This is a genomic window from Pararhizobium sp. LjRoot238 (genome assembly GCF_964252955.1).
Classification (GTDB): domain Bacteria; phylum Pseudomonadota; class Alphaproteobacteria; order Rhizobiales; family Rhizobiaceae; genus Pararhizobium.
Window position 1 is genome coordinate 321,361 of record NZ_CAXUPP020000002.1, and the last position, 25,132, is coordinate 346,492.

The 25,132-nt window shown below is 61.4% G+C and carries 26 protein-coding genes; 13 read left to right on the top strand and 13 right to left on the bottom strand.

Going from position 1 to position 25,132, the window contains the following annotated elements:
- Positions 1-141 precede the first annotated feature (141 nt).
- The 3 genes from ACSQ3F_RS22695 to ACSQ3F_RS22705 are packed head-to-tail and all read left to right on the top strand — an operon-like array spanning position 142 to position 1,155.
- A complete protein-coding gene (locus ACSQ3F_RS22695; RefSeq protein WP_436102484.1) occupies positions 142-432 on the top strand; it encodes a ribbon-helix-helix domain-containing protein in 291 nt (96 codons plus the stop codon).
- Positions 419-766, top strand: a complete 348-nt coding sequence (locus ACSQ3F_RS22700; protein WP_436102485.1) for a type II toxin-antitoxin system RelE/ParE family toxin — start codon at positions 419-421, stop codon at positions 764-766. Before ACSQ3F_RS22695 ends, ACSQ3F_RS22700 begins: the two co-directional genes overlap by 14 nt.
- Positions 763-1,155, top strand: a complete 393-nt coding sequence (locus ACSQ3F_RS22705; RefSeq protein ID WP_436102486.1) for a hypothetical protein — start codon at positions 763-765, stop codon at positions 1,153-1,155. The genes ACSQ3F_RS22700 and ACSQ3F_RS22705 overlap by 4 nt, the downstream gene beginning before the upstream one ends.
- Before the next feature lie 243 nt (positions 1,156-1,398).
- Here ACSQ3F_RS22705 and ACSQ3F_RS22710 read toward each other — a convergent pair whose 3' ends face one another.
- Positions 1,399-1,827, bottom strand: a complete 429-nt coding sequence (locus tag ACSQ3F_RS22710) for a Fur family transcriptional regulator (RefSeq protein WP_436102487.1) — start codon at positions 1,825-1,827, stop codon at positions 1,399-1,401.
- 121 nt (positions 1,828-1,948) lie between these two features.
- On the opposite strand from ACSQ3F_RS22710, the gene ACSQ3F_RS22715 reads away from it, so the two are divergent.
- Genes ACSQ3F_RS22715 through ACSQ3F_RS22730 form a run of 4 tightly spaced genes read left to right on the top strand, consistent with a single transcriptional unit; the run spans position 1,949 to position 5,491 of the window.
- A complete protein-coding gene (locus ACSQ3F_RS22715; RefSeq protein ID WP_436102488.1) occupies positions 1,949-2,854 on the top strand; it encodes a metal ABC transporter substrate-binding protein in 906 nt (301 codons plus the stop codon).
- Positions 2,851-3,786 (top strand): manganese/iron ABC transporter ATP-binding protein, encoded by a 936-nt coding sequence (locus ACSQ3F_RS22720; protein ID WP_436102489.1) that lies wholly within the window; start codon positions 2,851-2,853, stop codon positions 3,784-3,786. Before ACSQ3F_RS22715 ends, ACSQ3F_RS22720 begins: the two co-directional genes overlap by 4 nt.
- Positions 3,783-4,643, top strand: a complete 861-nt coding sequence (locus tag ACSQ3F_RS22725; RefSeq protein WP_436102490.1) for a metal ABC transporter permease — start codon at positions 3,783-3,785, stop codon at positions 4,641-4,643. Before ACSQ3F_RS22720 ends, ACSQ3F_RS22725 begins: the two co-directional genes overlap by 4 nt.
- Positions 4,640-5,491, top strand: a complete 852-nt coding sequence (locus ACSQ3F_RS22730) for a metal ABC transporter permease (protein WP_436102491.1) — start codon at positions 4,640-4,642, stop codon at positions 5,489-5,491. Before ACSQ3F_RS22725 ends, ACSQ3F_RS22730 begins: the two co-directional genes overlap by 4 nt.
- Positions 5,492-5,675: 184 nt before the next feature.
- Here the strand turns inward: ACSQ3F_RS22730 and ACSQ3F_RS22735 are convergent, their stop codons facing one another.
- The 4 genes from ACSQ3F_RS22735 to ACSQ3F_RS22750 all read right to left on the bottom strand — a co-directional run bounded on the left by ACSQ3F_RS22735 (position 5,676) and on the right by ACSQ3F_RS22750 (position 9,879).
- A complete protein-coding gene (locus ACSQ3F_RS22735; RefSeq protein WP_436102492.1) occupies positions 5,676-6,704 on the bottom strand; it encodes an ABC transporter ATP-binding protein in 1,029 nt (342 codons plus the stop codon).
- Positions 6,705-6,713: 9 nt separating this feature from the next.
- Entirely contained in the window at positions 6,714-7,544 is an 831-nt protein-coding gene (locus tag ACSQ3F_RS22740; RefSeq protein ID WP_436102493.1) for a carbohydrate ABC transporter permease, read from the bottom strand.
- A complete protein-coding gene (locus ACSQ3F_RS22745) occupies positions 7,544-8,530 on the bottom strand; it encodes a carbohydrate ABC transporter permease (RefSeq protein WP_436102494.1) in 987 nt (328 codons plus the stop codon). The genes ACSQ3F_RS22740 and ACSQ3F_RS22745 overlap by 1 nt, the downstream gene beginning before the upstream one ends.
- 92 nt (positions 8,531-8,622) lie before the next feature.
- Positions 8,623-9,879, bottom strand: coding sequence for an ABC transporter substrate-binding protein (locus ACSQ3F_RS22750; protein ID WP_436102832.1), 1,257 nt, complete (start codon positions 9,877-9,879; stop codon positions 8,623-8,625).
- Between the two features lie 359 nt (positions 9,880-10,238).
- Here ACSQ3F_RS22750 and ACSQ3F_RS22755 point away from each other — a divergent pair, with 359 nt between their 5' ends.
- Positions 10,239-11,261: a LacI family DNA-binding transcriptional regulator gene (locus ACSQ3F_RS22755; protein ID WP_436102495.1), complete on the top strand. Its 1,023-nt coding sequence runs from the start codon at positions 10,239-10,241 to the stop codon at positions 11,259-11,261.
- Between the two features lie 15 nt (positions 11,262-11,276).
- Here ACSQ3F_RS22755 and guaD read toward each other — a convergent pair whose 3' ends face one another.
- From guaD to ACSQ3F_RS22785, 6 genes are all read right to left on the bottom strand, one after another.
- The gene (gene guaD / locus ACSQ3F_RS22760; RefSeq protein WP_436102496.1) at positions 11,277-12,641 is read right to left on the bottom strand and encodes a guanine deaminase; all 1,365 of its coding nucleotides are present in this window, start codon (positions 12,639-12,641) and stop codon (positions 11,277-11,279) included.
- Entirely contained in the window at positions 12,638-13,495 is an 858-nt protein-coding gene (locus tag ACSQ3F_RS22765) for an aromatic ring-hydroxylating dioxygenase subunit alpha (RefSeq protein WP_436102497.1), read from the bottom strand. The genes guaD and ACSQ3F_RS22765 overlap by 4 nt, the downstream gene beginning before the upstream one ends.
- Before the next feature lie 56 nt (positions 13,496-13,551).
- Entirely contained in the window at positions 13,552-14,487 is a 936-nt protein-coding gene (locus ACSQ3F_RS22770) for an ABC transporter permease (protein WP_436102498.1), read from the bottom strand.
- Positions 14,488-14,498: 11 nt separating this feature from the next.
- On the bottom strand, positions 14,499-15,548 hold the full coding sequence (locus ACSQ3F_RS22775) for an ABC transporter permease (RefSeq protein WP_436102499.1): 1,050 nt from the start codon (positions 15,546-15,548) through the stop codon (positions 14,499-14,501).
- Positions 15,548-17,122, bottom strand: a complete 1,575-nt coding sequence (locus ACSQ3F_RS22780; RefSeq protein WP_436102833.1) for an ABC transporter ATP-binding protein — start codon at positions 17,120-17,122, stop codon at positions 15,548-15,550. Before ACSQ3F_RS22780 ends, ACSQ3F_RS22775 begins: the two co-directional genes overlap by 1 nt.
- Positions 17,123-17,233: 111 nt before the next feature.
- Complete coding sequence (locus tag ACSQ3F_RS22785; RefSeq protein WP_436102500.1) at positions 17,234-18,358, bottom strand: BMP family ABC transporter substrate-binding protein; 1,125 nt, start codon at positions 18,356-18,358, stop codon at positions 17,234-17,236.
- Positions 18,359-18,891: 533 nt separating this feature from the next.
- On the opposite strand from ACSQ3F_RS22785, the gene ACSQ3F_RS22790 reads away from it, so the two are divergent.
- Genes ACSQ3F_RS22790 through ACSQ3F_RS22810 form a run of 5 tightly spaced genes read left to right on the top strand, consistent with a single transcriptional unit; the run spans position 18,892 to position 23,287 of the window.
- Complete coding sequence (locus tag ACSQ3F_RS22790; RefSeq protein WP_436102501.1) at positions 18,892-19,131, top strand: hypothetical protein; 240 nt, start codon at positions 18,892-18,894, stop codon at positions 19,129-19,131.
- A gap of 27 nt (positions 19,132-19,158) precedes the next feature.
- Positions 19,159-19,899 carry a Rieske 2Fe-2S domain-containing protein gene (locus tag ACSQ3F_RS22795; protein ID WP_436102502.1) on the top strand — a complete coding sequence of 247 codons (741 nt, stop codon included), beginning with the start codon at positions 19,159-19,161 and terminating at the stop codon, positions 19,897-19,899.
- Positions 19,896-20,531 (top strand): glutathione S-transferase family protein, encoded by a 636-nt coding sequence (locus ACSQ3F_RS22800; RefSeq protein ID WP_436102503.1) that lies wholly within the window; start codon positions 19,896-19,898, stop codon positions 20,529-20,531. The genes ACSQ3F_RS22795 and ACSQ3F_RS22800 overlap by 4 nt, the downstream gene beginning before the upstream one ends.
- Positions 20,532-20,563: 32 nt before the next feature.
- Entirely contained in the window at positions 20,564-22,363 is a 1,800-nt protein-coding gene (locus ACSQ3F_RS22805) for an adenine deaminase (protein ID WP_436102504.1), read from the top strand.
- 3 nt (positions 22,364-22,366) lie between these two features.
- The gene (locus ACSQ3F_RS22810) at positions 22,367-23,287 is read left to right on the top strand and encodes a LysR family transcriptional regulator (protein ID WP_436102505.1); all 921 of its coding nucleotides are present in this window, start codon (positions 22,367-22,369) and stop codon (positions 23,285-23,287) included.
- A gap of 30 nt (positions 23,288-23,317) precedes the next feature.
- On the opposite strand, the gene ACSQ3F_RS22815 is transcribed toward ACSQ3F_RS22810, so the two are convergent.
- Positions 23,318-24,598 (bottom strand): TRAP transporter large permease, encoded by a 1,281-nt coding sequence (locus ACSQ3F_RS22815; RefSeq protein WP_436102506.1) that lies wholly within the window; start codon positions 24,596-24,598, stop codon positions 23,318-23,320.
- Positions 24,598-25,119: a TRAP transporter small permease gene (locus tag ACSQ3F_RS22820; protein ID WP_436102507.1), complete on the bottom strand. Its 522-nt coding sequence runs from the start codon at positions 25,117-25,119 to the stop codon at positions 24,598-24,600. Before ACSQ3F_RS22820 ends, ACSQ3F_RS22815 begins: the two co-directional genes overlap by 1 nt.
- Between the last annotated feature and the right edge of the window lie 13 nt (positions 25,120-25,132).

Genomic DNA, 25,132 nt, shown 5'->3' on the forward strand with positions numbered 1-25,132 from the left:
AAGCCGAGCGCCGTCACAAGCGCACTCGGGATACCGATCAATGCCATCCTTTTCGGCAAGCTGATGTAGGATAGAATTCCTTGATGTCCGGTAGGATTTTATGCTACTTTCCATAAACGACGGCAAGGAAAGGCTTGAAACATGCAAACGGCTGAGAAAGTCAGCATTACCATGACCCCGGAAATGCTGCGCGTAATCCGGGAAACGGTAGACGCTGGCGAATACGCGTCCACCAGTGAAGTTATCCGCGATGCCATGCGGGTGTGGCAACGAGACCGCCAGGAGCATGCGGAACGATTGAATGCCATTCGGTCCCGCATACGGCATTCCTTTGAAGACCCGCGTCCTGATCTTAACGAAGACGAAGCAAACGCCGCGCTCGAGGCGATTCTTGCCAAGGTAGACGAAGACTTCGATCGTGCGGCGTTTTAAGGTCTTTTACCGTCCTGAGGCAATTGCCGATCTCGGGGAGATATACCGGTTCGTGGCGATGCGCAGCCAGAACCGCGTGATCGCACGGGATTTTGTGGAGCGGATCAAGGTGCGATGCAGCCGTATCGGCCATGTCCCCCTTGGAGGGATCGGGCGTGATGATTTGGAGCCCGGTCTGCGCGCCGTGCCTTTCGAGAAATCCGCCGTGATCACCTACAAGGTGGAAGAGGATGCCGTGCGCATCGGTAACATTTTCTACGGCGGCCGCGATTTTGAAGCGTTGTACCATGGCCGACCGCTCGAAGAGCGCGATGACGAGGAGACTCCGTCTTGAGCACTGAGGACGATGATTTTTTCCCGCCCGAGTATGTGGCGGCCAATAAAGCGCAAGCGGCCGACCTGAGGCCACAGGCGGCGGAACGCGGCTTGCGCTTCGAGGGATATCTTGTCCCTTCGGTCGCCGAGTGGGTCCTTGCCGAAGTTGAGCAAGGTCGTTTCCGTGATCCGTCCGAGGCCGTGTTCGTGGCGATGCAGGTATTTATGGAGATGCAGTCCTATCCGGATTTGCGCGAAGAGCTATTGAGGCGTGAGATCCGGAAAAGTCTGGCGGACGAAGGTCCGACTCTTTCGGGGGAAGAGGTGCTTGCCAATCTGAAGGAGCGCATGAAGCGGGCAGGTGGCCAAAAGCCACCGATGTGGTCGAAGGTACCGTTTCCGTCATAGAGGCTGAGTCAGGTCGCGCAGGGTTCATCGTCTGTGGATGCAGGCGCGCAGGTGTTCAGTCGCTCAATACCCCATTCCCCATCCGCACGCACCTGCTCTGGTCGTGAGGGTGCCTCGTGTCGAGAACTGGCACTGGGCGTCATCGATTCCGCACGTCTTCTCAAAAGGCCGCGGTTGCTCGCAGATCGCACCGTTGGCCGCCCCTTTTCTTCGCCGTCGTCTAAATCTTCGGACCCATGCCTGTCAGGCCTTGTGCTTGCGGCAGTAGAGTTCCAGCCGGTGACGCACAAGATCGTAGCCAAGTTCTGCGGCGATTTCCGCCTGCAATTGCTCGATCTTGTCGGAGCGGAATTCGATGACCGCACCCGTATCGATATCGATCAGGTGATCGTGATGTGGCGCATCCGCGGTTTCGAAGCGGGCTGTGGCGCTTTCGAAGGCATGGCGATGCACGACGCCCTGTTGCTCAAGCGCTGACAGCGTTCTGTAGACTGTTGAGAGCGAGACGGTTGCATCGATTTCTTTCGCCCGGCGGTGCAATTCGCTAGCATCCGGGTGGTCTTCGGCGATGGCGAGGATCTTTAGGATCGCTGCCCGCTGGCGCGTCACGCGCACACCGCCGTCCCGCAGGACGCCTTCCAGTTCCTCGACGCGATTCTTGTTCTGTTTCATGGCTCAACACTAGCCAAGGGCGACAAGTTTGAAAATAGCTAGTTGCGAATGCTTCGCATTTGCATTGACTTATGCAATTCATTCGCCTAGTCCTGCCAGCGACAACATCACGGAGTATGGGATGATCGATCAGACGAGACGCGCGATCCTGGCAGCAGCAACAGCACTGGCAGCCTTCGCGCTCGTTCCCGGTGCCGCATGGGCGCAGGAGAAATTCAAGGCCGTCACCACCTTCACGGTGATTGCAGACATGGCAAAGAACGTTGCGGGTGACGCCGCAATCGTCGAATCGATCACCAAACCCGGAGCCGAGATCCACAACTACCAGCCGACGCCGCGCGACATCCTGAAGGCGCACGATGCCAGGCTGGTCCTTTGGAACGGCCTCAACCTCGAGCTCTGGTTCGAGAAGTTCTTCCAGAACTTCGACGACATTCCGGGTGTAGTCGTGTCCGAGGGCGTGGAGCCGATGGGCATCGCCGAGGGACCCTATACCGGCAAGCCGAACCCCCATGCCTGGATGTCGCCCTCGGCGGCGTTGATCTATGTCGATAATATCCGCGACGCTTTCGTGAAGTACGACCCGGCCAATGCCGAGACCTACAAGGCCAATGCCGAGGCCTACAAGAAGAAGATCGCGGCGACGATCGACCCCATCCGTGCAGCGATCGCCAAGATTCCGGAGGAGAAGCGCTGGCTGGTCTCGAGCGAAGGCGCGTTCAGCTACCTGACCCGGGACTTCGGCCTGAAGGAGCTCTACCTCTGGCCGATCAACGCCGACCAGCAGGGCACGCCGCAGCAGGTCCGCAAGGTGATCGACGCGGTCCGCGCCAACAACATTCCGGTTGTCTTCTCGGAAAGCACGATTTCCCCGGACCCCGCCCAGCAGGTTGCGCGCGAGACGGGGGCAAAATACGGCGGCGTGCTGTATGTTGATTCGCTCAGCGAAGCGGACGGTCCGGTTCCGACCTATATCGGCCTCTTGCGCGTCACGTCCGAAACCATCGCGAAAGGCCTTTCGCAATGAACCTTCAGGTTAAAGCCCGGCCCCGCGAAGTGCCGGCGTCAGGTGACACGGATACGGGTATCCGCGCCGCCGGCGTCACTGTCACCTATCGCAACGGCCATCGCGCGCTGCGCGATGCCTCGTTCGAGATCCCGACCGGGACCATCACGGCTCTGGTCGGCGTCAATGGCAGCGGCAAGTCGACCCTGTTCAAGGCGATCATGGGGTTTGCCAGGCTGGCGCGCGGAGAAATCTCCATCCTCGGCCTTTCGGTGCCGGAAGCACTGAAGAAGAACCTCGTTGCCTATGTGCCGCAGGCAGAAGAGGTCGACTGGAACTTCCCGGTCCTTGTCGAGGACGTGGTGATGATGGGCCGCTACGGCCACATGAACATGCTGCGTATCCCCAAGAAGGCCGATCATGAGGCTGTCGAAGCAGCACTTGCCCGTGTCGGCATGAGTGATTTCCGCAAGCGGCAGATCGGCGAGTTGTCCGGCGGTCAGAAGAAGCGCGTCTTTCTCGCCCGCGCACTCGCACAAGACGGTCGCGTCATCCTGCTCGACGAACCCTTCACCGGCGTCGACGTCAAGACCGAGGATGCGATCATTCGCCTGTTGATCGGGCTGCGTGATGAAGGCCGGGTCATGCTGGTCTCCACGCACAACCTCGGCAGCGTGCCGGAATTCTGCGATCGCACCGTGCTTCTGAAAAATACCGTGCTCGCTTACGGCCCGACCGACACCACCTTCACCCGGGAAAATCTAGAGCTCGCCTTCGGAGGCGTGCTTCGCCATTTCGTGCTCGGTGGCGAAAGCCTGCACGACGATGCCGACCCGCGCCAGCTTTCCGTCATCAGCGACGACGAGCGGCCGCTGGTCATGTACGGCGCCAAGGGCCACATGGTATCGCAGCCGGCCAAGCCTGAGACCGATCCAGAGGCGAACGGCAAATGATCACCGCGCTCTCGGAACCCTTTACCTACGGCTATATGCTGAACGCCATGTGGGTGAGCGCTCTGGTCGGCGCGGTTTGCGCCTTCCTGTCGTCCTACCTGATGCTGAAGGGCTGGTCGCTGATCGGCGACGCGCTCTCGCACTCGATCGTTCCGGGCGTCGCCGGCGCCTATATGCTCGGCCTTCCTTTTTCGCTCGGCGCGTTTTTCTCCGGCACGCTCGCAGCCGGGGCGATGCTCTTCCTCAACCAGCGCACCCGGCTGAAAGAGGACGCCATCATCGGACTGATTTTCACCTCCTTCTTCGGGCTTGGCCTCTTCATGGTCTCGCTGTCGCCGACCTCGGTGAATATCCAGACGATCGTGCTCGGCAATATTCTCGCCATCACGCCCGCCGACACGCTGCAACTGGCAATCATCGGCATCGTCTCGCTCGTCATCCTCACGGCCAAATGGAAGGATCTGATGGTCACCTTCTTCGACGAGAGCCATGCGCGCTCGATCGGGATTCCGACGTCCTTTCTGAAGGTGCTGTTCTTCACCTTGCTTTCGGCCTGCACCGTCGCGGCGCTACAGACCGTCGGCGCCTTTCTCGTCATCGCCATGGTCGTCACCCCGGGCGCGACCGCCTATCTGCTCACCGACCGTTTTCCCCGGCTGATCATGATCAGCGTGGCGATCGGCGCGCTGACGAGCTTCTTCGGCGCATATTTCAGCTATTTCCTCGACGGCGCCACCGGCGGCATCATCATCGTGCTGCAAACGCTGATCTTCCTCTTAGCCTTCCTCTTTGCCCCGAAGCATGGCCTTCTTGCCGCCCGCAGGCGCAGTGCCGAAGCGCTGGAGGTCGCCCGATGATCTCGCTTGACATGCTACTCGCCGTCTTCGAATTCGAATTCATGCGCAACGCGCTTCTGATCTCCGTGCTGGTGGCGATCCCGACGGCGATGCTCTCCTGCTTCCTCGTGCTGAAGGGCTGGTCGCTGATGGGCGACGCAATCTCGCATGCGGTCTTTCCCGGTATCGTCATCTCCTACATCGTCGGCCTGCCGCTCGCCGTCGGCGCCTTTGCCGCCGGCATGTCCTGCGCGCTTTTGACGGGCTACCTCAAGGAAAACAGCCGGATCAAGCAGGATACGGTGATGGGTGTGGTCTTCTCCGGCATGTTCGGCTTCGGACTGGTGCTCTACACCAAGATCCAGAGCGACGTGCACCTCGATCACATTCTCTTTGGCGACATGCTCGGTATCGGTTGGCCTGATATCATCGAAACCGGCCTGATTGCGCTCGTGGCGGCCGGCATCCTTGCGGTCAAATGGCGCGATTTCCTGCTACACGCTTTCGATCCCGCCCAGGCAAAGGCCGTTGGCCTGCGCGTCAACTGGCTGCACTACGGGCTGCTTGCCATTCTGTCGCTGACGATCGTCGGGGCGTTGAAGGCCGTCGGACTGATCCTCGCCATCGCGATGCTGATCGCCCCCGGCGCCATCGCCTTCCTGATCACCCGCACCATGGGCGGCATGCTGATCGCTGCTGTGCTCGTTGCGGCGGTGGCCTCCTTCTGCGGCGTCTACGTCTCATTCTTCATCGACAGCGCGCCGGCACCGACCATCGTGCTTCTGATGACTGCGATGTTCGTCGTCGCTTTCGCCTGGTCCTCCTGGCGAACGGCACGCGTCGAGGCGCAGCGGACGATCGTCGAGTGACCTTGACCTCCTCTCCGTGAGCCGTAGCATACCCGTGACTCACCGCGGAAGGCGAAGCGCGCGGTTGGGGTCGACGTCAACCACCCCGACCATATCGACGCCGGCAAAGGCTTCGGCGTGGGTACTGGCCATGCCGCTCGTGCGGAGCAGCTTCGGCCCGCGCCCGACGGAAACTTTCGTGCGACTAAGCGGCACCACGCATTTTTGTTGTGGTCATGGCCCGGCCGGCCTCGTCGAAACGATGCACGCGACCTTCTACCGGCGCGACTTGCAGTCTTTGGCCGGGTTGGTGCCCAGAGACGCCGTTTTCCCGAACGATCATCGGTTCCGCCGATCCGACATCGAGATAGACATAGCTGTCGGAGCCGAGAATTTCCGAATGAACAACCGTTCCGGCCCACTGCCCCTCGTGCGGTGTGATCTCGATATGCTCGGCACGGATTCCGACCGTATGGGCATCATAGGGCCGCGAGAAATCACCGGAGAGGAAGTTCATCTTCGGTGAGCCGATGAAGCCGGCGACGAAGAGCGAATTCGGGCTTTCATAAAGCTCTAGGGGCGTGCCGATCTGCTCGACGAGCCCGTCCCGCAGCACGCAGATCCGGTCCGCAAGTGTCATGGCCTCGACCTGATCGTGGGTGACGTAGATCATGGTCGTCTTGTGCATGCTGCGATGGAGCTTGGCGATCTCGAGGCGCGTTGCCACGCGCAGTGCCGCGTCGAGATTCGACAGCGGCTCATCGAACAGGAACACTTTCGGATCGCGCACGATGGCCCGGCCGATTGCCACGCGCTGGCGCTGCCCGCCCGAGAGTTGCCGCGGCAAGCGCTGGAGATAGGGCGTGAGTTGCAGCATCTCGGCGGCTGATTCCACCCTTTGCCTGCATTGCGCCTTGTCCCGGCCCGCCAGCTGCATGCCGAAGGCCATGTTCTCGAAAACCGTCATATGCGGATAGAGCGCGTAGGACTGGAAAACCATGGCGATACCGCGCTTCGGTGGCGTCAACTGGTTGACGACCCGCCCATCGAAGGAAAGAGTGCCCGACGTGATCTCCTCCAGCCCGGAGATGAGCCGAAGCAAGGTGGACTTGCCGCAGCCAGAGGGCCCGACAAACACCATGAACTCGCCCGCCTTGATGTCCATGCTGACGCCCTTGATGACGTCGAAGGCGCCGAAGGATTTGCGGATATCCCGCAGCTGAATCTCTGCCATTTTATTCTCCTATCCTTTGACGCCGCCGGCCGTGAGGCCGGATATGATCCGCCGCTGAAAGATCAGGACGAGGATCACGAGGGGAACCGTGACGATCACGGAAGCGGCCATGATGCTGCCCCAGGGAATTTCAAACTGACTGCCGCCAGAGAGCAGCGCGATTGCGACGGGGACGGTGCGCTGGGTGTCCGATGACGTGAAGGTCAGGGCAAACAGGAACTCGTTCCAGGCGGCAATGAAGGCAAGCAGACCGGTCGTGACAAGTGCCGGCCACATCAGCGGCATGAACACCCGCGTGATGATTACCCAAGGGCTCGCGCCATCGACGATGGCCGCTTCCTCGATTTCGACCGGCAGATCCCGCATGAAGGTGGTCAGCACCCAGACCGTGAACGGCAGCGTGAAGATCATGTAGGAGAAGATCAGCGCGAACGGCGTATTGAAGATGCCGATAAAGCGGATGAGCTCGAACAGCCCGGCAAGCACCGCGATATGCGGAAACATCGAGACCGACAGGATGGTGAGCAACAGCAGGCCCCGCCCGCGGAAGGGCACGCGCGCCAGCGCATAGGATGCCGTGATCGCAAGCAGCAGCGACAAGGCCACGACCAAGCCGGCGACCATCAGCGAATTGCCGAGATTCCTCACGAAGCTGCCGCCGGACAGGACGCCGGCATAGTTTGCCAGAGAAAGGGATGTCGGCCAGTAGTCCACCCGGAACAAGGCCGTGCCGGATTTGAAGCTTGTCAGGATCGCGTAGTAGAAGGGGAATACCGCGATGACGATGATCGCGGCGACGAGGGCATAGAACGCCGTGCGCTTTGCAAGTGTGGCAACCATCAGCGCTCTCCTCCTTCCAGGTTGACGCGGCCGAACCACATGTAAAGGACCGTGATCGTCGCGATGATTAGGAACAGCATGGTCGAGGCCGCTGCCCCATAGGCGAATTTGTCGAATTCGAAGAGGTTTTCGCGGGCGAGCACCGACATGGTCCGCGTCTGCGCATTGTTCGGCGTCAGCACGTAGATGAGATCGAAGATGCGCAGCGAGTCCAGCATGCGGAAGATGACGGCGACCATCAGCGCCGGGCGGATCAGCGGCAAGGTCAGGCGCCAGAAAACCCGCACCGGATGGATGCCGTCGATTCGTGCGGCCTCGTAAATATCGCCGGGGACCATCTGCAGGCCGGCGAGGATGAGCAGCGCCATGAACGGCGTGGTTTTCCAGACATCGACGACCAGCACCGCGATCATCGCCGTGTCGGGACTGGCGGTCCAGGCGATCTTCTGGCTGATCAGGCCGAGGCCGAGCAGCATGTCGTTCAGAATGCCGAACTGGTCGTTGAGCATCCAGGCCCACATCTTGGCCGAAACGATGGTTGGAATGGCCCAGGGAATGAGAATGGCGGCGCGGACGAGACCGCGGCCGGGAAATTCCGCGTTCAGCACCAGCGCCACGATCAGCCCGAACGCGGTTTCGATAACAACCGAGATCAGCGTGAACTTCAGCGTATTCCAGACAGCGCCCCACCAGGCCGGATCGGCAAGGAGGCCGCTAAAGATGGTGCGGCCGCTCTTCAGCGTGACCCACGACAGGTAGTTCTTGAAGCCGACGAACTCCGCGCCCGACAAATTGGTCAGCGATGCGTTGGTGAAGCTGAAATAGATGGTTCTTATCAGTGGCCAGCCTGCGACGATGGCGAGCACGAACAGGGTCGGCGCCAGAAACATCCAGGCCGAACGGACACGCTGCGCCCGCAGATCGGAACCGATCGCGCTTTGGCCCACATGAACGGTCGAACCGGATTCGAGGGAAAGTTCGGTCATGACGATTGCTCACTGGTTGTCATCCAGCCCGGAGCCGGAAGCATCGAACGTGCGGACAGCAGCCACCGGCTGCTGTCCACGGCTGAATGCGATTACCAGGTGTCGCCCTTGAGCTCGGTCAACTCGACTTCGAGCAGTTCGAGATTCTCGGCGGCGGACCCGTTTCCGGAAAGCGTGTTGTGCACCGCGCCCCAGAAGTCGGACGAGACTTCGTTGTATTTGACCTTTGTGACGGCCGACGGGCGCGGCACGGCATTCTGGAAGATCGGTTTCCAACTCGCCATGAAGGGCTGGCTGGCGGCAATGTCAGCGTCATCATAAAGCGCCGAAAGGGTCGGCAGGTTGGAAAGCTCGATCGCGCGCTTCTTTTGAATGTCCTTCGAGGCCAGGAACTTCACCAGTTCGATCGCAGCCTCCTGCTCGTCCGAATATTTCGAGACGGCAAGATTCCAGCCGCCGAGCGCCGAAGACGGCTGATCGCCTTCGGCTGCGACCGGAAGCGGCACGACGCCGAATTTGCCCTTGATCGCGCTGTCGTCGCCGTTGCCGAGCGCGTAGGCGTAAGGCCAATTGCGCATGAACGCCGCCTTGCCGGTTTGCCAGACGCCGCGGGCCTCTTCTTCCTGGTACGCGAGCACGCCTTCCGGCGTGATGCTGCCGATCCAGCCCCTGGCACGGTCAATGGCGGCGGCCGCCTTTTCATTGTTGACCGAAATCGTGCCATCCGGCTCGACGATCTGCCCGCCGCCCGAGGACTTGATCCATTCGAGCGCATTGCAGGTCAGACCTTCATAGGCGTTGGCCTGAAATACGAAGCCCCAGAAATCCGCTTGCCCGGCGGCGCGTTCCTTTTCCTGGATTTCCTTTGCCGTCGCCTCCAGCTCGTCCCAGGTCCTGGGTGGCTGCTTGCCGTATTTTTCGAGAAGATCCTTGCGGTAGTACATGGCGGGCGCGTCGGTGAACATCGGCAAAGCGACAAGCTTCCCGTTGACCGTCTGCGACGCGATGATCGATGGGAAAAACTCGGGCGTCACATCCTTCGTGGCTTCTGTCAGATCAACAAACTGATCGGCAAGCTGAGGCGCCCAGATGACATCGGTCTGGTAGACATCGACATCCGTGTTTCCGGCTGCGAGCCACAGGCGATACTGCCCGAACTGCTCGCTGCTCGAGGCGGGCATCGTCACGAGATTGACCTTGTTGCCCGTTTTTGCCTCGAACTCGACAAGGCGTGCCCGGAGGAAATCCGCATTCTTGCCGGTCGAGTTTGCCGCGAGAGTGAGTTCGGCGGCAAAAGCGCTGCCGCTCGTGATCGCGCCCAGAATTACGGCAGTTGCAAGTCGTTTCATTGTCATCGGCTCCTCCCAGGCCTCCAAGCGCCAGCTGAAACAGGATCAGCAAAATCGAAAGCGCTTTGGTTGGAAAAAACTGTCAGAAACAGAAAATAGAGTCAAGGGCACAAATGAAAACGTAGCTCGTCCTCGCGTTACTAATGAAAATATGATTGAAAAATCAATTGAATAGCTAAAGCGCGTGTTCCGCACGTCTGGTTTTCCGGTATGGTGCGAGAGCTTAACTCGGGTAACAATTTGAAAACGTTTTAATTTAATCATGGCGAGCAGGCGCGATCTCCCCCTCAGATGGATTGCTGGCAGCGGGGTAGTCGAGCTATAGCTAATAATCAGCATGCCAAACCTCGTCGGGCCACATGAAACTCAAAGAATTTGCCAAGCATCTTGACCTCTCCCCGACCACGGTAAGCCGAGCCCTGAGCGGTTATCCGGAAGTTCGCGAAAGCACCCGCAAGCGCGTTGCCGACGCGGCGATACGCCTGGGCTACCGGCCGAACATCAACGCCGTGCGCCTGGTGACCGGACGCGTGGGTGCTATCGGCATATTGATGGAGAGGGGTCGGGAAGTTAATTTCGCTGAATTCCTGAGCGGAATGGGCGAGCGCCTGGGGGGAGAGGATATCGATATTCTCGTCAGCCCGATAGCCGAACACGATGCCAAGGACGAGATGCAACTCTATAGCCGGCTGGTGGAAAGCAGGCGCGTCGACGCCATCATCGTCAATGCGCCGAGACCCAATGACGAGCGCATCGCGCTGCTTCACAGACTCGGCATGCCGTTTCTCGTTCACGGCCGGTCCGAAACGGATGTCCCCTATGCCTGGCTTGATATCGACAACGAAGGCGCGATCAAGCGCGCCACCGCTCAGTTGCTCGATCTTGGGCACAGGCGGATCGCCATGATCAATGGCCGCCCGGGCGTCACGTTTTCCATGCATCGCGACAAGGGGTATCGTGATGCTCTTGTCGAGCGCGGCCTACCGTTCGATCCGCGCCTCGTCGCCCACGGGAGTTTCACCGACGAGGTTGGCTTCCGGTTCGCGCGGTCCTTCCTCGAACAATCGCCGCGCCCGACGGCCCTCGTCGCAGGCTCGATGATGACGGCACTCGGTGTCTATCGGGCCGCCCGATCTCTCAACCTTATCGTCGGCAAGGATATTTCGGTCATCGCCCACGACGACGTCTTCCCTTATCTGAACGCCGACAACATGGCGCCGTCGCTATCGACAACCCGGTCATCGATGCGCGCTGCCGGCACGCGGTCGGCTGAACTGGTCCTGCAACTCCTTGCAGGCAAGTCGCCGACGGAAATCCACGAACTCTGGCCAATTGAGTTGATACTCCGGGAATCCACTGGCCCGGTCAGTGCTCTTTCCTAGCGGTGAGGCGGGAGCTCAAGCAATGGGACGGCCGCCGACCCAGACGGTGGTGATGTTCGGCTTGGACGCGGTGTAGACGATCTTCTGCAGGATGGCCTCCCCGTGATCGAGATCTCCCCACAAACGGATGGTTCCCCTTTCGGCGGTGGTGTCGATCACCAGCGCGTCGAACTGGCAGCCCGGTTCGAACCGGCCGATCGGCAAATCGAGGGCCACTCCGCCGCCGGTGGTGGCAAGATAGAAAGCGTCGCGAAAGTCGATCCTGGTGTCTGCGCGCCTGCTTCTCGCTTCGGGCGGAAGATCGGGATCGGTTCCGCTCTCCAGTATGCGTGACACCATGATCGCGCCGCGCATGGCGTCGAACATCGAGCCAATCGGCCCGCCGGAAATATCCGTGCCAAGCCCGACATGGAGGCCCTTTTCCAGCGTCGCCTTCAGGGGAAACACCGCGTTGGCGAAATAGGCATTCGATACCGGGCAATGGGCGACGGCCGCTTGCCGCATCCGGATCGTTTCCATATCCAGCGGCGTTAGAAAATTGGCATGAGCCAGCACGCTACGCCTGCCGACGAGACCGAAGCGGTCGAGGCTTTCCGTGTCGGTCATCCCGTGGCGGGAAAGAACATAGCCATGTTCCCAGTCGCTTTCGGAGCAATGGGTCTGGACGTGGCATCCGCAGCTTTTTGCAAGATCGCCCAGCCCTTCCAGAGTGGCGTCGGTGCAGGAAGGGATGAAGCGCGGCGTGATCACTGGCAGGATCCGTCCTTCGCGATTGTCCGGATGAGAATTGATATACTCGATCAACGCCAGTGTGCCGCCGATCGCCGCGTCCGGCGAGGCGTCGCGGTAGCTCTGCGGGCATTGGTCCTGATTGTCCATCGTCACCTTGCCGATCAGCGCCCGCTGTCCCCGCTCCAGGCAGATGTCTGCCAATAGGCGAGTGGCATCCTGATGGATGGTGGCGAAATACAAGGCGGTCGTCGTACCGCTCGCCAGCAAATCATCAACAAGCAGCCCGTAGCTTCGCCTGGCGAACGCGATATCGGCATAGCGCGCTTCGAGGGGAAAAGTGTACTGGTGCAGCCAAACCTCGAGCGGCACGTCAAGCGCTTGTCCAAGTTGCGGATATTGCGGCGCATGGACGTGAAGGTCGACAAAGCCCGGCAGGATATAGGCGCCGGCCGGCAGGGTAACGAGGTTTCCTTTCGCCGAGGCCGCCCGTTTCTCCGCCTCGTAGGTTGGCTCGCCGGGCCGCCGGATCGATAGAATTTCCCCGTCTTCCCCGATCGTAATCAGCGCGTCCGCCAATTCATCGACGATCCTGCGCTCCGGCATGTGGAAGCCGGAGGCGAGAAGGGTCTTGCCGCGAAGAGCGGTCATGCGGCTTGTACATTCGTTCCGTAAGTGATCCCCTTTTCCTTCAGCCAGCGGCGGTAGGCGATGGATGAGGAGTCCGCCCTGGTCGGGATTTCCGAGCGTGGCTCGAGCGGCAGCAGGCGCGGGCGCTGGTTTTCAAGGATGATCCGGTCCTGCAGGAAGATCAGCTGCTGGAAATGGATGAGGTCTGTCTGGGTCGAGACATCGTCGATCAGGAACATCACCGGATGCGCCCGGCAGCGATCCGGGTCGAGCGGCTGCACGAAGAGGCAGATGACGTCCCAGCGATTGGCGGCATTCGGGCAGGTCTTGTAGAGGATGGTCGCGAAGGGATTGGCGACCCGATACATATATTGCGTCATGATGCCTTCGGTTGCGGAGAGAGCCGCCTGCGGCTGGAAGAACTGGCAGTTGGTCGCCCAGACCTCATCGACGTCGCGGCGGATTTCCGTGGTGTAGTGCAGCACCTCCGTATGCGGCTCGGCGCCGAGGATATCGGTGTGGACGAAAGGGAAATGCGCCATGTCGAGGAAATTCTCGACAATGCGAAGACCTGACGCCTTCACCGAGATCGCGCCGCAGACAACGATGCGCCGGTCATCTTCTTCCGTTTCCGGGATCGGCAGCACGTCGGTTGCCGGCGTGCCAAGCGTCACCCAGAGATAGCCGTAGCGTTCGCGGATCGAAAGCGGCTCGGCTCGGTCTTCCGCATGGACGGTGATCGCGCCATCAGCCGCGCGGTCGACAGTCAGATCGACGCCAAGCAGGCGATTGGCCATCGAGCCCTCGGCAATGTCCTGCAGCGCCTCGATGCAATACCACTGGTCGAGGGCGGCTTTTTCGGCGGGTCGGATCATGGTGCGGTCCTCTTTGCGTTCACTGGTCGTAGAAGTGGTTCATGACGCCGGCGACGTCAACGGACATCGCGGAAATAGGGTTCGCCGAGGGCGGCGGGTGCGGCCATGACGCGGCGCATGCGCTGCCAGGCGAGAACAGGCACGATGATGAGTGCGATGGTGCCGAGATAGGGCAGCATCGAGAGCACAGCAGGCGCGACGGGCCAGCCACGCGCCTGGCCGACGAAGCCGAGTGCCGTGATGAGGCCGAAGAGCAGACCGGAAAGCGCAGCCGGGATCGGCCGGTAGCCGGCGAAGATCACCAGCGCAACGGCAATCCAGCCGCGGCCGGCGACGACACCGTCCGACCAGGAAGGCACGAAGGCGAGCGTCAGATAGGCGCCGGCGCCGGCGGCAAGTGCCGACCCAGCGGTGACATAGGCAAAGCGGGTCGCGTTGACCGGGATGCCGGCCGCGTCTGCCGCCGCCGGGTTCTCGCCGACGGCGCGCAGGTTAAGGCCGTGGCGGGTCTTGAACAGCAGGTAATGCAGCGCCAAAGGCAGGATGATGTAGATGAGATAGACGAGGATGTTTTGCGAAAACAGCGCCTTGCCGAGGATGGGAAGCTGGCTCAGCAGCGGGATTTCGATGCGTTCGAAAACGGCTGGTGCCGGCATGCCGGAATAGGAGCGGCCGATGGTGGAGGCGAGCCCCGTGCCCATCAGGGTTAGCGCGAGACCGCAGAGCACCTGGTTGGCCCGCAGCCAGACGGTGGCTGACGCAAAGACCATTCCCAACAATGCGCCGACGGCGAGTGCCGCGAGAAAACCGAACATCGGGTAGGGCGTAGCGGTCACGGTGGCGATCGCGGTGATCGCGCCCATCGCCATCAAACCTTCAGCGCCGAGATTGACGACGCCGACGCGCTCGGCCAGCACTTCACCAAGAGCCGCAAGCGCGAGCACGCCGCCAGCGAGAAAGGCGGTCGAGAAAAGTCCGGTCAGAAGGTCCACAACTTTTCTCCTCAGGTCTTGCTGCGGGTGATGCGGTAATGGGCGAGTTCGTCGCCGATGGCGGTGAGGAACAGGATGAGGCCGGTGATCGCCAGCACGGCCGAAGTCGTCAGCCCCTGTGTCTGCAGGATGATACCGGCATTCAGGATCAACGCCATGAGCGCCGAAGAGAAGACCACGCCGACGCAGGAATTGCGGGCGAGCACCGCGACCATGATGCCGAGATAACCGAAATTGTTGGAAATGCCGCCCTGCAACCGATGCACGGTACCCGCGATCTCGAACATGCCGGCAACGCCCGCGATTGTGCCGGAGAGCAGCATGACGGTAATGATGTGGCGCCGCACCGGGATGCCCGCATATTTGGCAGCCGACGGATTGGAGCCGGAAAGCCGGACTTCATAGCCCCATCTGGAGTAGGCCAGCACCAGCGCGAAACCGATGGCAAGCAGGATGCCCAGCGGCAGGCCCCAATGAACCAACCCCCAGAATTCCGGAATTTCGGCCGAAAGGCGCGGCGTTGCCGAATTCGACATACCGACCCGGTCGCGCCAGGGGCCGGTCGAGACGTAGTAGACCAAAAGAGCCGCGACGAAATTCAGGAGCAAAGTGGTGATCAGTTCGTTGACGCCGGCATAGGCGCGGGCGAGCGTCGGCACCAGAATCCAGACCAATCCACCCAGCGCGCCGCCGAGGAACATCAGCGGCAGGATCAGGACAGGCGGGCCGGGAACGAAAAGCCCGATAGCGGTTGCCGCAAAGGCGCCGGCGTAGAACTGGCCCTCGGCGCCGATATTCCAGGCGCCGATCTGCTGGCCGACCGCTACTGACAGACCGGTCATCAGGAGCGGGATCAACAGCAGGCAGAGGTCTTCCACGCCAAAGGTGGAACCGAACGTCGCGCTGACGACCTGGGCTCCAAGATCAATTGGATCCGCACCAACGATTTCGAGAACGATCGAGGCAAGAAAAAGGGCAAGAAAGATCGCTGCTGCGCGGGCGGCAAGCGCAATGCCGGGATGTGCGGAGGCAAGCCGCTGCAGACGGAAGCCGGAAAGCATCAGGCGACCTCTCGGTTCTGCTTTCGACCGCCCATCAAAAGGCCGATCTCGTCGATGTCGACCCTGTCGTTTTCAATCACACCCATGATCTTTCCTTCATAAAGCACGGCGATCCTGTCGGAGAGGTTGAGCAACTCCTCCAGTTCCTCCGAAATCAGCACGATGCCGGCCCCCGCATCCCGCAGTTCGACGATGTATTTGAGCATGGTGTTGATCGCGCCGACATCGAGCCCGCGGCTCGGATAGGCGGCGATCAGCACCTTATGGGCGACGCGCATTTCGCGGCGGGCAACAAGGCGCTGCTGGTTGCCGCCCGACAGGTTGCGGATCGGCATGGCGAAGTCGGGCACAGCGACGTCGGCCACCGCGGCGATATTCCGGGCGAGCGTGGTCGCAGCTCTCGGCCGGTAGAGACCGGCTGTAGTGACGGGCGGCCTTTTGTACTCGCGCATCACCGCATTGACGGTGACGCTGAGCGCCGGCGCCAGACCGCTGTGCAGGCGGTCTTCCGGGATATGCCCGATGCCCATCTCGACGAAATCGGCCGCGTCGCCTCGCGCAACGGGCGTGCCGTCGATCAGGATGCGGCCTGACGATGGAGGACGGATCCCGGTCAGGACTTGGCTCAATTCGCGTTGGCCGTTGCCCGCGACACCCGCGATGCCGACGATCTCGCCGGCATGGACGTCGAGCGTCATGCCGCGCAGGGCGGGAAGCCCGGTGTCGCCCAGCGCCGAAACATTGTCGAGCCGGAGCACCGGCTGCTTGGAGACCGTTGCTGCGCCCGCGGGGCGCTGGCGCATGTCGGCAAGCACGATGTCGCGGCCAACCATCAGCTTGGCGAGCATACGTGGATTGCATTTGGCTGCCTGCTCCGTTGCGACCTTGCGGCCGCCGCGCAGAATGGTGATGCGGTCCGAGATTTCCAGAACCTCATCGAGCTTGTGGCTGATGAAGATGACGGCGTTGCCGCGATCACGGAATTCGCGTAGCGCCTTGAACAGTTCGCGCGCTTCGGCCGGCGTCAGCACGGCGGTCGGCTCGTCGAGGATCAGCACACGTGCTTCGCGGGCAAGCACCCGCAGGATTTCGACGCGCTGCTGCTCGCCGGTCGAAAGCTCGCTGATACGCGCGTCGGGACGGACTTGAAGATTGAATTTGCGGGCAAGCTCGGCGGTGCGCGCTTCCAGCTTCTGCGCCGAGGCGCGCTTCGGCGTCTTGTCCCAGCCGAGATGAATGTTTTCGGCGACCGTGAAGGCCAGGACCAACTTGAAATGCTGATGCACCATGCCGATACCGGCAGCGATGGCGTCGAGCGGCGACGAAAACTCCTTGGCATAGCCATCGATGATGATCTCGCCGGCGTTCGGCTGGTAGATGCCGGTCAGGACGTTCATCAGGGTGGATTTGCCAGCGCCGTTTTCTCCGAGCAGCGCGTGGATTTCGCCGGGCATGACCTCGAGGTCGACATCCTGGTTGGCGACGACGCCGGGGAAATATTTGGCGATCCCTTTCAACTGAACGAGCGGTGGCGTTCCCGGGGGTAGGGGGAGGCTCGGCGGGATGTCATTCATCGAAAGGGTCCGGCTGCATGCGATGAGCCCATTGATCGGCTCGATCTGGATCGTCAGGAGAGGGCGGCGGCCGCCGCCACCCTCAATCTTCAAAGGGCTTCTGCGGGCGGCTTAACTGGTCAGGCCGCTGACGCCCTCGACCGACCAATCCCAGGTGTAGAGATCCATGTCAGTCATCTTCTGGTCCTTGGCGACGCGGACGGTGCCCGTCGCGTCCTTGATTTCCCCGACAAAAGGCGACCAGCCGCCGATGATCTTGTCGCGCACCGCGTCTGCCGCCTTGGCAACATCGGCCGGAACCTTTTCCCCCCAGGCGTCGCGGTCGACGCCTGAGCCCATCTGCAGCAGCGTTTCGCTCGGCGTCCAGGTGCCGGCCAGGCGCTTGCCGACCTGGTCGACGTAGAATTTCTTGAAATCGATGATGATCGAAGACACGTAGGAATTCGGGCCATAGCGGCGGATGTCGGTGTTCCACATGGCAGCCCAGACGCCGCGCTGTTCGGCGACCTGCAGATAGCCCGCCTCGTCCATGATGCCGAAGAGGAAGTCGCAACCGTTGTCGATCAGAGCAGTGCCCGCCTGGGTGGCAGCCTGCGGGTCGAACCAGGAGTTGATTGCAATCGTCTGCAGCGTCGCATTCGGATTGACCGAGCGGGCGCCCATCAGGAAGGCGTTGGTGCTGCAGAAGACGGACGCGACCGGGAAGGAGGCGACGTAGCCGAGCTTGCCGGTCTTGCTGAGATGACCGGCCGCGACACCGACGACATAGGTCGGGTACCAGTGGGCGAGATAATACCAGGCCAGATTGTCCATGACCTGATGGCCGTCGCATTCCATGAAGGCGACATCGGGCGCGCGCTTGACGACTTCATGCAGAAAGTCGCCGGTCGACGACGTGTCGAAGATGATACTGGCGCCTTCGCTGACGAACTGGCGGTAGGTGCGCGTCGCATCGGCCGAGTAGGGGACGTTCTCGACCTCGATAACTTTCTTCAGCTTCGGAAAGGCCTCCTTGACGGCCAGCAGGCCCTGATGGTGGCTCCAGGTCCAGCCCTCGTCGGTGATCGGACCGACATGGCCAAAACCGATCACGGCGTCTTCCTCGGCAATGGCAGGCAGCGGGGCGGCCGAAGCGCTACCGGCGCGCAGGAAGCCAGCGGGCATTGCAAGGGCTGCAGCGCCGGCGGCACTCATATTGAGAAAGCCGCGGCGGGAAAGAGTACGCAGGTCGATCATATAGTCCCCTTTTGATTGTTGGCGTGCCTGGCTGCTGACGGACGGGCCGATTTGCAGCGCAGACCGCTTGGATATCGAGCAATGGCAACGCAACAATTGTGCCAAGCGGAGCGGCGTGAGGCGAAGCGCATCTTGCCGTCGCTTCGCCTCACGCCGAACCGAAATGTCTGCCCGGTTGCATTGGCGAGCATGGGCTTTTGATCGGTTGCGCTGACGACCGTGGACGTGATGGCGATGACGCGAAGTGTTGCTTCTGACCTACAGACCGGTCAGCAGAAAAACTGTTTCAGATGCTTGTTGTTCGCAATAGAGCGAAATTTCCGATGATTAGGATGCAAAAAATGCAACACTTGACGCTGCGAATTTCTTGAGCGTAAAACCCCTCTCAGGCAGAGGTGCACAAAATCAATGCATGGATAAAAATTATGCATCATGTGCAATCGATATGCGGAAAGTGAAATTTTGCGGCAGCTTTCTCCACGACGAAGTGTTGAGCACGGCGCGGGCACACATTGCCGACCGGGGCTGTGCCCGTGAACGAAAAAGCGCGCTTCGTGTTCAAAGGGCACCTGCAGGCCGACGCCTTTGTCGAGTTCGCCCGCCATCGCGCCCGCCGTCTCGACATTGCGCTCGATGTGGAAAGCGCGAGTGCAGAGGCGGTGAATGTAACGGTGGAGGGACCGGTGGATCTGGTCGATGCCTTCGAGATGGCCTGCAGTCTCGGACCTTACGAATGTCTTGTGCTGGATGTGGTGCGCACCCTCCCGGCCTGAGAGCACGCGGCGAAACAGGAGCTGGAAATGACGACTGGAAATACGTGGCATCCCGTCAGCCTGTCGCACGCGATCGAACCCGGGACGTCGGCGGGAACGCGGCTGTCGGGCGAGGATCTTGTCGTCTGGCGCGACAAGAGCGGTGGCGCCCATGTCTGGGAGGACCGCTGCCCGCACAGGGGCATGCGGCTGAGCTTCGGCTTCGTGCGCGGCGATCACATCGCCTGTCTTTATCATGGCTGGCAGTATGACAGCGGCGGGCAGTGCCGTTACATCCCCGCCCATCCCGACCTCGAGGTGCCGAAGACGATCAAGGTGCCGGTCTATCTGATTGAGGAGCGGGCCGGAATGATCTGGACGGCATTGGCTGCGGACGCCGGGCCTCTCACTGTTGCGGCGGACGAGACCGGAACCGTTCCAGTCCACAGCATCTATGTTGACTGTTCCGCCGATGCTGCCGCAGCCGCGCTGGAAAACAGCAAGCTCGTGCCTTTCTCGGCCGCTCGCGATGCCGAGACCAAGATCGCTGCCGTGGCGCCATCGCTTTACGCCGTTTCCGCCGGGCATGATCGCCTGCTGGTGGGGTTCCAGAGCCTATCCGAGCAGCGCACGGCGTTGCACGTGGTGATTTCCGGTCTTCCGGAGGTCTATCAAGGCAGCGGACAAGCGCATTTCCTCAATTGGGTTCTCGGCCTGCGCTACCGCATCGAAAATCCGCCGAAGAAGGTGGTTCCCTCGCCCGCTCGCGCCGTTGCGGAGGCGCTATGATGGCCTCGCTGACGCTGTACAATTACGACCTCGATGAAAGCTGCTACAAGGTTCGCCTTGCGCTTTCGATGCTGGGGTTGACCTGGGAGACCATCGCCGTCGACGTCTTCCCTGGCCGGGAGCAGATCACACCAGCCTTCCTGGCGATGAACCCGAGCGGCCGGTTACCCATTCTGAAAGACGGTCACCTCGTCCTCTTCGGCACGGAAGCCATTCTGGCGCATCTGGCCAAAACCCATGATGCGACCGGAAAATGGCTGCCCGGCGGTGGCGCTACCTTCGCGCTGGTCATGCAATGGCTGAATTTCTCCGCGCGCGATCTCGACGCGACGATCGCCGCGCGCCAGCATTCGTTGTTCGCCGAACCGGGCGACGAAAAGGCCTTGCGCGCCGCATCGACGAAGGCCCTGCGGGTGATGGACGATCATATGACGGCACGCGGTTTCGATGGCGCGGATTGGTTCGTTGGGCCGGATCCGACGATCGCCGATATCGCCCTGTTTCCGGCCTTTGCGCTCGCCAGAGATTTCGGCGTCGATCACGACGAATATCCGGCTCTGCGGCGTTGGGCGCGAAAATTCAGAACGATCAAAGGGTTCATGACCATGCCGGGCATTCCGGATTACCATTGAGGCCGGGAAAGCCAGGAGGAGGGAATAATTCGATGCGTGCGTTGACCCGTTTTTCCGTAATGCCGCTGTCTGCGATGACCCGCCGCCTTGCCGATGTCGCCTTCGGGCGCACCGATCCGGATGTTGTGATCAAGGGCGCACGCGTGCTTTCCACCTATTCCGAGCGCATCCTGCCTGATCGGGAAATCTGGCTCTCGGGCGGACGCATCGCGGCGGTGAAACCCTCGGGAACACACAAGGGCTCGGCGAAGAGCTACGATGCCAGGGGCGGGATCATCGCGCCGGGGCTGGTCGATCCGCATATCCACATCGAATCCAGCATGGTGACGGCCTGCGCCTATGCCGAAGCGGCACTGCTGAACGGCACGACGACGATCTTCTGCGACAGCCACGAGATCGGCAATGTCATGGACATTGCCGGCGTGGAGGCGATGCTGGAGGATGCGCGACTGGCGCCTTTGTCGATCTTGCTGACAGTCCCGAGCACCGTTCCGGCGACCTCTCCGGAACTCGAAACCGCGGGCGGAGACCTGACGCCAGCCAAGATCGCCGCGCTGTTCGATAAATGGCCGGAAGCTGTCGCGCTCGGTGAGAAGATGGATTTCGTCCAGGTGGCGATGGGCGACGAACGCAGCCACGCGATCTTGGCCGCCGCGCTGGAACGCGGACGCCCGGTCTCCGGCCATGTCTATGGCCGCGAATTCGTCTCGGCCTATGCCGCATCCGGCGTCACCGATACGCATGAGGCGATCGACCGGGAGATCGCCGACGACATGCTGGAGGCCGGCATCTGGCTGTTCCTGCGCGGCGGTCCGCCGACGACGCCGTGGCACAGCCTGCCGGAAGCGATCAAGACCATCACCGAACTCGGCTCCTCCCACAAGCGCATCGCCGTCTGCACCGATGACCGCGATGCCGACGATCTGATGATGTTTGGGCTGGACTGGGTGACGCGCGAGGCGATGAAAGCCGGCATGAGGCCGGAACAGGCGTGGGCGATGGGCTCGCTGCACGGCGCCACGCGCTTCGGCATGGAAGGTGATATCGGTGGTCTCGGTGGCGGACGCCGGGCTGATCTCGTCCTGCTCGATGATGGTTTCAAGCCGGTCAACACCTGGTATGGCGGCGAACTGGTCGTCGAAGGCGGCAAGATTACACCGCTGCTCGATCAGGCTTTATCGACACGTTATCAGTACCCGGAAGCGGCCTATCATACGGTCAAGGTGCCGAAGAGCATCAAGCTGACGCCGGATCTACCGACCGAAAAGGTCGTCGCTCACACCATCAAGACGGAGCTGCCTGGCATCACGCTTGGCCATGTCATGGTGACGCTGGAGCCGGCAAACGATTGGCAGACGCATTTTGAGCGTCACGGCCTCTGCTTCGTTACCGTGGTCGAGCGCCACGCCAAGTCAGCGGGCAATGTTGCGCATGGCCTGCTCAGCAATTTCAACCTGAGGCAGGGCGCCGTCGCGTCCTCCGTCGGCCATGACAGCCACAACATCATCATCGCCGGGACCAATGAAGCCGACATGCAGGTGGCCCTTCGAGCACTCGAAGAAACGCAGGGCGGCGCCTGCGTCGTCAAGGACGGCAAGGTGACGGCCATGGTGCCGCTGCCGATCGCGGGCCTACTGTCGGACAAGCGGGTGACCGAGGTTGCGGAAGAGGTGAGGGCCCTGAAGGTCGAGTGGGAGAAGGCCGGCTGCAGCATTCCCTACATGGGCTTCAACCTGATCCCGCTCTCTGTAATTCCTGAGATCCGCATCACCGACAAAGGCCTGGTGCTGGTGCCGGAAATGGAAATCGTGCCGTTGTTCGAGGTGGCATGACCCATGGATCCCTATCGTCTCGGCCTGGTCGCGACCCGCGTCCACTATTTCCAACTCGTCGCGCGCCTTGGCTCGATCCGGCAGGCGGCACTGGCGCTGAACGCAGCGCCATCCTCGATCAGCCGCGTCATCAAGCAGCTGGAGGATGAACTCGGCACGCCGCTCTTCGAGCGCATTCGCCAGCGATTGAAACTGACGAGCGCGGGCGAATTGATGCTCTATCGTGCGCGCGCCTCGACGGCGGAACTGAACCGGGCCTGGTCCGAAATCAACGATCTTCACGGACTGCATCGCGGCACGGTCTCGGTCGCGGTGATCGAAAGCGTGGCGCGTGGCCTGATGCCGAAGGCGCTGTCGGATTTCTGGGCGAAGCATCCGCAGATCACTGTCGATGTGAAAGTCATGGGCTCTCAGCAGGTCTGCGACGCGGTGGCGGAGGGGGAGTGTGATCTCGCCATGACCTTTGATGTCCGGGTGCCGCGCAATGTTCGCCGCATCGCATCGGTCACCTTGCCGCTCGGGGTCCTTGCGCTTCCCGGCAGCCGGTTTGCGGACAGGAAGGAACTGAAGCTGTTTGATCTCGCCGGAGAGCGGATGATCATGTCGGATCCCAGCCTGATGCTCGGCAATTCGGTGGAGGAGGCCTTCAACCGGTCCCTGATCGACCTCAACCGCCGCTCCCGCACCAATTCCATCGGCCTGATGATCGACATGGCAAAACAGGGCATGGGCACCGTATTGCAGACACGGGTCGGCATCGAGCAGGAGGTGGCGGACGGACGGCTCATTTTCGTGCCCTTGCGTGATCCGAAAATCAATCCGCGTCGCCTCATGCTGCTGTCTCGTTCGGCCAAGGAAATGTCGGATGCCGCGACCGCCTTCGGAGGCCTTCTGGCACAGGGGATCGATGGGTTGCAGCACTGAGATGTTGCGTTCTCCTTTGCGGCGCTCGGTTTACTTGAAAAGGCCCGGAAGCCAGAGCGACAGCGCCGGCACATAGGTGACCAGCATCAGCACCGCGATGCTGGCGCCGAAGAACGGCCAGATCGTGCGCATCGCCTCGCGGATCGAGATGCCGCCAACGGCACAGCCGACGAACAGCACCGTGCCGACCGGCGGCGTGTTCAGCCCGATGCCGGCGTTGAGGATCATGACGACGCCGAAATGCACGGGGTCGATCCCGAAGGCCTTGACCACCGGCAGGAGCACCGGCGTGCTGATGATGACCATCGGCGCCATGTCCATAAAGGTGCCGAGCAGGAGCAGAATGACATTGATCAGAAGAAGAACGATGATCGGGTTGTCGGATATGGCGCCGATGGCCGAGACCATGGTTTGCTGTACCTGCAGGAAGGCCATCAGCCAACCGAAGGATGCCGCCGTGCCAATGACGAGAAGCACCATGGCCGTCGTGCGTACCGCCTGGAGGACGGCCTCGACGAAGCCGTGCCAATCGAGCGCGCGGTAGACGAAGATGGCGACGAGGAAGGCGTAGAAGACTGCGATGCAGGAGCTTTCCGTCGCCGTGAACACGCCGGAGCGAACGCCGCCGAAGATGATGCCGATCAAGAGCAGCCCGGGCACGGAAGCGAGCAGATAGTAGCTGAGCCGCCGGAAACCCGGGAAGGGTTCCGACGGGTAGCCCTGCCGGCGCGCGACCACATAGGCGGTGACCATCAGTGCGGCGGCAAGCAGCAGGCCCGGCAGGATGCCGGCGGTGAACAGGTCGGCAACGGAGACATTGCCGCCGGCGGCGATCGAATAGAGGATCATGTTGTGCGATGGCGGGATCATCAGTGCGATGATCGCCGCGTTTACAGTAACGTTGACGGCATAGCTGCGGTCATAGCCGCGCGCTGCCATCTGCGGGATCATCAATCCGCCGACGGCCGAGGCATCGGCCACCGCCGAGCCGGAAATGCCGCCAAACAGCGTCGCCGCGACGATGTTGACCTGGCCGAGACCGCCACGCATATGCCCGACGATACCGGCTGCGAAGCGGATGAGGCGATCGGCGATGCCGCCACGGACCATAAGGTCGCCGGCAAAGATGAAGAACGGAATTGCCATCATGGCAAAAACGCCCATGCCGGAATTCATCTGCTGGAACACGACGACCGCCGGTAGGCCAAGATAGGCGACGGTCGCGACTGACGCGATGCCGAGGCAGAAGGCGATCGGCATGCCGATGAACATCAGAAACGTGAACACGCCAAAGAGGATTGCGTAAGCCATTATGCGGTCTCCTGCAGGACAACGTCAGCTGCGACTTCCGCACCAAGCAGAACGTCCACGAACCGTTCGGCGGCAAACAACGCAAACAGCACGCCGCCCGCGATCATCGGGAAAAAATCGACGCCGCCAGGCCAGCCAAGCACCGGGATGGTCGCGGTCCATGTGCCGGCGGCAAGCAAGGTGGAATAGACGGTCATGGAGAGCCCGAACAGCACAATCAGGCCAAGGCTCACGAGATCCATCACCCGCTGGACGAGGGGCGGAGCGGAATGGCGCACAAAGTCGAGCCCGAGATGCACGCTCTCGCGCACGCCGACGGCAGCACCGAGAATGATGAACCAGGACATCAGATGGAGGGACAACGGCTCGGACCAGCTGGGCGTATCGTTGAGTATGTAGCGGGCAAAGACCTGCCAACCGACGATGATCGTCATCGCCACCATGCCCAGTCCCGAGATATAGAGCGAAACCCGGCTCAGCCAGGACAGCACAGGTCGTACGGCCTGCATGAAACGCCACATTGCCTTTTCCTCC

Coding starts and splice junctions, on each gene's coding strand:
- ACSQ3F_RS22695 (WP_436102484.1), top strand. CDS start 142: ATGCAAACGGCTGAGAAAGTCAGCATTACCATGACCCCGGAAATGCTG.
- ACSQ3F_RS22710 (WP_436102487.1), bottom strand. CDS start 1,827: ATGAAACAGAACAAGAATCGCGTCGAGGAACTGGAAGGCGTCCTGCGG.
- ACSQ3F_RS22715 (WP_436102488.1), top strand. CDS start 1,949: ATGATCGATCAGACGAGACGCGCGATCCTGGCAGCAGCAACAGCACTG.
- ACSQ3F_RS22720 (WP_436102489.1), top strand. CDS start 2,851: ATGAACCTTCAGGTTAAAGCCCGGCCCCGCGAAGTGCCGGCGTCAGGT.
- ACSQ3F_RS22725 (WP_436102490.1), top strand. CDS start 3,783: ATGATCACCGCGCTCTCGGAACCCTTTACCTACGGCTATATGCTGAAC.
- ACSQ3F_RS22730 (WP_436102491.1), top strand. CDS start 4,640: ATGATCTCGCTTGACATGCTACTCGCCGTCTTCGAATTCGAATTCATG.
- ACSQ3F_RS22735 (WP_436102492.1), bottom strand. CDS start 6,704: ATGGCAGAGATTCAGCTGCGGGATATCCGCAAATCCTTCGGCGCCTTC.
- ACSQ3F_RS22740 (WP_436102493.1), bottom strand. CDS start 7,544: ATGGTTGCCACACTTGCAAAGCGCACGGCGTTCTATGCCCTCGTCGCC.
- ACSQ3F_RS22745 (WP_436102494.1), bottom strand. CDS start 8,530: ATGACCGAACTTTCCCTCGAATCCGGTTCGACCGTTCATGTGGGCCAA.
- ACSQ3F_RS22750 (WP_436102832.1), bottom strand. CDS start 9,879: ATGAAACGACTTGCAACTGCCGTAATTCTGGGCGCGATCACGAGCGGC.
- ACSQ3F_RS22755 (WP_436102495.1), top strand. CDS start 10,239: ATGAAACTCAAAGAATTTGCCAAGCATCTTGACCTCTCCCCGACCACG.
- guaD (WP_436102496.1), bottom strand. CDS start 12,641: ATGACCGCTCTTCGCGGCAAGACCCTTCTCGCCTCCGGCTTCCACATG.
- ACSQ3F_RS22765 (WP_436102497.1), bottom strand. CDS start 13,495: ATGATCCGACCCGCCGAAAAAGCCGCCCTCGACCAGTGGTATTGCATC.
- ACSQ3F_RS22775 (WP_436102499.1), bottom strand. CDS start 15,548: ATGCTTTCCGGCTTCCGTCTGCAGCGGCTTGCCTCCGCACATCCCGGC.
- ACSQ3F_RS22780 (WP_436102833.1), bottom strand. CDS start 17,122: ATGAATGACATCCCGCCGAGCCTCCCCCTACCCCCGGGAACGCCACCG.
- ACSQ3F_RS22785 (WP_436102500.1), bottom strand. CDS start 18,358: ATGATCGACCTGCGTACTCTTTCCCGCCGCGGCTTTCTCAATATGAGT.
- ACSQ3F_RS22795 (WP_436102502.1), top strand. CDS start 19,159: ATGACGACTGGAAATACGTGGCATCCCGTCAGCCTGTCGCACGCGATC.
- ACSQ3F_RS22800 (WP_436102503.1), top strand. CDS start 19,896: ATGATGGCCTCGCTGACGCTGTACAATTACGACCTCGATGAAAGCTGC.
- ACSQ3F_RS22805 (WP_436102504.1), top strand. CDS start 20,564: ATGCGTGCGTTGACCCGTTTTTCCGTAATGCCGCTGTCTGCGATGACC.
- ACSQ3F_RS22810 (WP_436102505.1), top strand. CDS start 22,367: ATGGATCCCTATCGTCTCGGCCTGGTCGCGACCCGCGTCCACTATTTC.
- ACSQ3F_RS22815 (WP_436102506.1), bottom strand. CDS start 24,598: ATGGCTTACGCAATCCTCTTTGGCGTGTTCACGTTTCTGATGTTCATC.
- ACSQ3F_RS22820 (WP_436102507.1), bottom strand. CDS start 25,119: ATGTGGCGTTTCATGCAGGCCGTACGACCTGTGCTGTCCTGGCTGAGC.